This window comes from Rickettsia endosymbiont of Cardiosporidium cionae, assembly GCF_015476335.1.
Lineage (GTDB): Bacteria > Pseudomonadota > Alphaproteobacteria > Rickettsiales > Rickettsiaceae > JADHZC01.
Map to the genome: position 1 here is coordinate 1 of NZ_JADAQY010000010.1, position 5,572 is coordinate 5,572.

Below are 5,572 nucleotides of genomic sequence, written 5' to 3' on the forward strand. Positions count from 1 at the left end.
AAATTTCCTATAATAGAAGCCAAAAATTAAAGTTATCCACATGGTAACGTAGGATTTCAGTAGAAATATGTGTGGTTTCAGTAGAAATATATGTAAGTAATTACCACTTTCTTTCTTACTGGAAGCAGGATTTTAGGCGCGTAAAATAGTAAACAATTTGCATTTTTTGTCACAGGAAAAATGTGTGGTTTACACAAAAAACCATAGTTTACCTACTCATTGAGTATCACCTAACTAACCCTTTGATTTTGTGGCATAATTTGACCAAATACGAGTAATTTAGTCGTAAGGCTCTAATTTCTACTTCACTCATACAAAAAACTTGTAAATTTCCTATAATAGAAGCCAAAAATTAAAGTTATCCACATGGTAACGTAGGATTTCAGTAGAAATATGTGTGGTTTCAGTAGAAATATGTGTGGTTTCAGTAGAAATATGTGTGGGTTACCCCTAGTTTGCCCAGTGTGGAAGAGGCATTCCAGCTGCCTAGAATACTTAGAATATATTAGAATAGATAGTAGTAAATGCGCGCATGCGCGCGAGGGAAATCCTAGTTTTCCTTTTTCTACACAAGGCAAAGTGCCTAAATTTTAACAAACTGCAATGTGGATAACTTTTATTTCTTTGGCTAAAAAAAGGTAAGGGTCGAAAATTTGTGGAAAACTCCCGAAGGAGTTTACGCACAAAATTTTCTCCTCAACAAAATCTATTTTTTCTTCTTTTTAGAAAAAGTAATAATTTGTATGAAAATCTTCTGAGTTTACAATTACCTTCCCTTGTTAAGCAAAACATTCGCTATAAATGCCCTAAAACCACTCGTAGGGCATAATTACAACCTTTTTGGTAGAAATATACACTTAGTAAAACAATGGGCTCTAGAGTGAGGAAAATCCACATTGTAGCAATAGGGGGTAAATTAGGAGAAAACCAAATTTAGGGGCCAAATAGCGCAAGCTTTTATTCACACTTCACATTTCATACTTCACACTTCACACTTCACATTTCATACTTCATACTTCACATTTCATACTTCACATTTCATACTTCATATTTCATACTTCACATTTCATACTTCATATTTCACACTTCACATTTCATACTTCATATTTCACACTTCACATTTCATACTTCATACTTCATACTTCACATTTCATACTTCATATTTCATACTTCTTATTGCTTATATTATATTTAGATACTATGATATAACTTATATATAACTTACTATTAATAATATGATTATAACAATAGGTTGCAACAAAGGTGGCACGGGCAAAACTACTACAGCTGTTAATCTTGTAGTCGCGTTAGCACAAGCTGGTAACGATGTATGTCTTGTTGATGCTGATTTCCAAAGATCAAGCTCAAAATGGCAACAGGACAGAGAAGATTTAAATTTAAAACCCACAGTCACTTTAGTAGAAAGATATGACAATATTTCTACTACTATAGAAAATTTAAGGCAGAAATTTGACTATGTTGTAGTAGATGTTGCAGGAAGAAATAGTAGAGAAATGATTACAGGAATGAGTGTATCAGATATATTGTTGTCTCCACACCAAGCAAGCCAACTAGACTTAGATACCATACAGGAGTTACAGAAACAAATTACAAGAGTTAGGGACTTAAATGCTAATTTAATATGCTATGTTTTACACACTATGGCTAATACGAACCCTACAGTTAGAGAAAAGGAAAGAAGTGATTTTGGTAATTTTTTATCTGATTACCCTGAAGTCAAATTGCTAAATTCGTGCCTTTTTTATAGAAAGATTTACAGAGATACAATGCCTTATGGGAAATCTGTCATCGAATCCAAGAATATCCAAGCGAAAAATGAAGTTTTAGAGCTAATGAAAGAGGTAACTAAAAATGGTGATTAAAAAACGCAATAGTGGGGTAGATAAATTAGCTGTAGAAAATCTAGCAAAGGAATTAGCAGATAAACCCTATGGTGAAAAACAAGATAATATGATACGGGCTACTATTACCTTACCTGAATCAGCATTTTACAAATTAGAGGATATAGCTCTAAGAAATAAAAGAGATAGAAAAGGTTTGCGTTCTATAAGTGCACTTATAAGAGAATCTATCAAGTCTTATTTAGATATTTAAAAGCAAAAAGGAAAATCTCAAAAAAAGAAAATAACATTTCAAAAAGCCCAGAAAACTGCATGTGTTCAAAATGGACACATCGATGTGTTCAAAATGAACACATGTTAATAGAAACAAAGAATAACTATACAAAGAATACTTCTTCTAACAAAAAAAATGATTTAAAAAATAAAAAAGAAGATATTTATTTAATTGATAAAAATTTAGAACTTACTAAACAAATGACTAGACTATGGAATGACATATTTAAGTATTCGCTTAGCCCAATAAAAGCATATAGCAATGAAAAAAATACAAGTCACCTATTAAATATTCTGTCTCAATATTTTAACAATGATCTAACCAAATGGAGAGAATATGCAATGAAAGTGAATAGTAGTAAATTTTTAATGGGAGAAAAAGAAACAAAAAATAACTTCAAAGCTACATTTTCATGGCTAGTTCACCCTCAAACAATAGAAAAGATTATTAATGATGACTATGGAGTAGGGGATAGAGAATTAGATACTAATAACATAGATAAAAACATAAAAGAAAAAGAATATGACATTAGAGTAAATCTCCTAAAAAAAATATCTCAATATCTAGAAAATAAGGTAGAGAAAAAAAATGAAGAGCTAGAATTTAAAGAATATCTAATGGAGGAGAAATACGAAAAAGACGAAGATAAATATAGAGTAAAAGAGCACGTGGAAAAATTAAGAAAATACCAATATCTTACTCCTAGCCATTTTTATTATCCAGGGAACGAAAAGCTCAGGGAAGATATATTTGATCAAAAAGCTTGCGCAAACCCGCTTCTTTAGGGGCGGGTCAAGCAAGCAACTTTAGTTATTTTCATCACGTGCCTAATAACCTTTTCAGAAGGAGGGGTGCGTTGTTTTTCTATATATTTTTTCACAGTTTCAATAGAAGAGCCTCCAGTAGAAACAACACAATAACTTGGTGACCAAAAATGTTTTCCCCAGAGTTTACTTTTTATTAATTCATAAAATTCTTTTTTTAAGATGTAAGAAGATTTTCCTTTTAGTTTACTAACAATATTAGATAGAGCATGTTTAGGATGTAGATCTAATAAAATATGCACATGATCATCTTCTCCTCCAAATTCCAATATTTTACATTACATCTGTTGAGCGGTTTCTGTAAGAACGTCTTTTAATCTCAAGAGCATCTCTTTTGTTAAGACATCTCTTCTATATTTAGTTATAAAGACTAAATGTATATAATTTTTAAAAATACAACTTCTACCAGCTCTCCAAGGATATGTCATAATAAATACTTGACTGAATAAAAAATTATATTATACTATTATAAATATATAAATACTACTATATAAAAACATTTTAAATGGAAGGGATTAAGTTCAAAGCATATCCAACTAGGGATCAAAAAAGAGTTTTAGATCAGTGGATGGGATGTTCTAAAGTAATTTGGAATGCAAAATGTGCAGAGGAACAATATTATAGAAGTTTTGCTAAAAAATATTACCCCATTGGTACATATGCTCCTATAGATGCAAGCTATTCTCAATTTAAATCTAAAGATTTAACATCGTTTTTATTCGAGTGCCCTTCTGTAATATTTAGAAACAGTGCAAGTAATTGGTATTTTACTTATAGAGACTTTATAAAAGGCAAATGTGGAAGACCTAGATTTAAGAAAAAATCTAGTAGTGGAAGTGTATATTTAACAAGAGAAGTTTTTTGTTTTAAAGAGAATAAAAATGGTACTAAGAAGTTATTTATAGGATCTAAGAAAAACAATATAGGGTATTTATCATTTAAAGCTCATAGGAATTACAATTTACCAAATTCCATATATATAAAAAGGGAAGCGTCTTCTTATTACATAAGTTTTGGATATGAGAGAGAAAACAAATCTTGTTTAATATCTCCAGAAATGCGGCTTAAAAAATTAAAAACAAAATCGGATTTTTACCTAGAAAACAATATAGTAGCAATAGATAGAGGAGTAAAAATAGCGAGCCAAGTAGGGGATATAAGCTATAATTTAGATTCAAATTCTCAAACACAACTTAATAAACAGAATCGGAAGACAAAGGCATTACAAAAGAAATTAGCAAGACAAAGAAGAGTATTAGTAAAAAGAAAAGAAAAGATATCAAAAAGATTAGAAAGAACTAGAATAAGATTAAGTAGAACATATCAAAAGATAGGAAACATCAGGAAAGATTTTGCTCATAAAACAAGTACAGAATTAGTAAAAAAAACTTCTGCAAAGATATTTATCTTAGAAGATCTAAAAATAAAAAATATGACAAGCTCAGCAAGAGGCAACATAGAATCTCCTGGAAAAAATGTAAAAGCAAAATCAGGACTAAATAGAGCGATACTAGATAAGAACTGGTACATGTTCGAAAACATGCTCAATTATAAGTCCCAAAAATTTGGTAAAACATGTTTTAAAGTATCGGCATCATATACATCACAAACATGTGCAAAATGTGGCTCAATAGCAAAAGAAAGTAGAAAGAGCCAATCAAAATTCAAATGTGTTACATGTGGTAATACAGACAATGCGGATAGGAATGCGTCATTAGTCATCAAACAAAGAGCAATAGAATTAATCAAGCACTCTGGAACGGAGTTGCTAGGGAGCAAATCTGGAATAAGAAAGCTCTCTAGTATAGGACTTAGAGCAAAAAGAAGCAAGGCTAAAAATAGCCCTTGCTATCCTTGCGTAGAAGAGTCAAAAAAGACAAGAAAAACGCAGTTACAAAATACTGCTTAGTATCTTAGAAGCTAGCTCCTTTAGGGACGAGTAGTTCACTTGTCTATTTCTTGGAATTTCTCTATATCTAACTTAGCTAAAATCTCCTTGTTCCCATATCGCTGCAAAAAAGACTTTCTGTACCCAGCATCTTTAAACATCTTTTTCACTAACTCGTCATGCTTCGTATATTTTTTCATATTCATTTCTTTTTGTAGTATTTTTATTATAAAAAGATTTTACTTTTTGCGTGATAGCAATATATATTTTTTTTATTTCTTCCCTTTGTTTTACTAATTGTTTTTTTTTATTTTTTTTAGCATTAGTATTTTTAGCTTTAGCACAAGCAGTTAACTGCTTGGTGATTTGTTGATATTTTTTTCTTAGCTCATCAGTCTTTTCTTGTAGTAAAGTAATGTCATTAGAATTTAGCAGTTTGTCAAAGGTAACATTGTCTAATTTATTACCAAAGCCAATTACATTGTTCCCAAATTTTTCTTTAATTTTCCCAACAACTAAAAGTAATTGAGGATAACCTCCTTTCTTAGCTTGAGCGATTTTAAACACCGTAGTTTTGAGTGCAGTATTTTTATTCTTGCTGCTTGATTTTATTTTTTTCTTCATTGTTTAATCCAAAAACTTTTCTATCAGACTCACGAGTTAAAAATTTATCCATTGTTTTTATTAGTTCTTCCTCTTTTTTTTCTTTTGTATACTTGTGAAG

6 protein-coding genes and 1 pseudogene are annotated in these 5,572 nt (G+C 30.5%); 4 read left to right on the plus strand and 3 right to left on the minus strand.

Features of this window, described 5'->3' with window-relative positions; translation table 11 throughout:
- Positions 1–1,235: 1,235 nt before the first annotated feature.
- The 3 genes from IHI24_RS04500 to IHI24_RS04510 all read left to right on the plus strand — a co-directional run bounded on the left by IHI24_RS04500 (position 1,236) and on the right by IHI24_RS04510 (position 2,921).
- Positions 1,236–1,883, plus strand: coding sequence for a ParA family protein (locus IHI24_RS04500; RefSeq protein WP_194966873.1), 648 nt, complete (start codon positions 1,236–1,238; stop codon positions 1,881–1,883).
- The gene (locus tag IHI24_RS04505) at positions 1,873–2,115 is read left to right on the plus strand and encodes a hypothetical protein (RefSeq protein ID WP_194966874.1); all 243 of its coding nucleotides are present in this window, start codon (positions 1,873–1,875) and stop codon (positions 2,113–2,115) included. The genes IHI24_RS04500 and IHI24_RS04505 overlap by 11 nt, the downstream gene beginning before the upstream one ends.
- Positions 2,116–2,216: 101 nt before the next feature.
- Positions 2,217–2,921, plus strand: a complete 705-nt coding sequence (locus IHI24_RS04510) for a hypothetical protein (protein ID WP_194966875.1) — start codon at positions 2,217–2,219, stop codon at positions 2,919–2,921.
- Here the strand turns inward: IHI24_RS04510 and tnpA are convergent.
- Positions 2,918–3,388: pseudogene (gene tnpA / locus IHI24_RS04515) on the minus strand (IS200/IS605 family transposase). The gene IHI24_RS04510 and the pseudogene tnpA sit on opposite strands and share 4 nt — an antisense overlap.
- A 77-nt stretch (positions 3,389–3,465) precedes the next feature.
- On the opposite strand from tnpA, the gene IHI24_RS04520 reads away from it, so the two are divergent.
- Positions 3,466–4,869 (plus strand): RNA-guided endonuclease InsQ/TnpB family protein, encoded by a 1,404-nt coding sequence (locus IHI24_RS04520; protein ID WP_194966876.1) that lies wholly within the window; start codon positions 3,466–3,468, stop codon positions 4,867–4,869.
- Between the two features lie 35 nt (positions 4,870–4,904).
- Here the strand turns inward: IHI24_RS04520 and IHI24_RS04525 are convergent, their stop codons facing one another.
- Positions 4,905–5,048: a hypothetical protein gene (locus IHI24_RS04525; RefSeq protein WP_194966877.1), complete on the minus strand. Its 144-nt coding sequence runs from the start codon at positions 5,046–5,048 to the stop codon at positions 4,905–4,907.
- Positions 5,026–5,472 carry a hypothetical protein gene (locus tag IHI24_RS04530; RefSeq protein WP_194966878.1) on the minus strand — a complete coding sequence of 149 codons (447 nt, stop codon included), beginning with the start codon at positions 5,470–5,472 and terminating at the stop codon, positions 5,026–5,028. Before IHI24_RS04530 ends, IHI24_RS04525 begins: the two co-directional genes overlap by 23 nt.
- Positions 5,473–5,572 lie beyond the last annotated feature (100 nt).

What these genes read in the sequence shown, in the direction of transcription:
- IHI24_RS04520 (WP_194966876.1), top strand. Translation starts at nt 3,466, where the DNA reads ATGGAAGGGATTAAGTTCAAAGCATATCCAACTAGGGATCAAAAAAGA.
- IHI24_RS04510 (WP_194966875.1), top strand. Translation starts at nt 2,217, where the DNA reads ATGTTAATAGAAACAAAGAATAACTATACAAAGAATACTTCTTCTAAC.
- IHI24_RS04525 (WP_194966877.1), bottom strand. Translation starts at nt 5,048, where the DNA reads ATGAAAAAATATACGAAGCATGACGAGTTAGTGAAAAAGATGTTTAAA.
- IHI24_RS04505 (WP_194966874.1), top strand. Translation starts at nt 1,873, where the DNA reads ATGGTGATTAAAAAACGCAATAGTGGGGTAGATAAATTAGCTGTAGAA.
- IHI24_RS04500 (WP_194966873.1), top strand. Translation starts at nt 1,236, where the DNA reads ATGATTATAACAATAGGTTGCAACAAAGGTGGCACGGGCAAAACTACT.
- IHI24_RS04530 (WP_194966878.1), bottom strand. Translation starts at nt 5,472, where the DNA reads ATGAAGAAAAAAATAAAATCAAGCAGCAAGAATAAAAATACTGCACTC.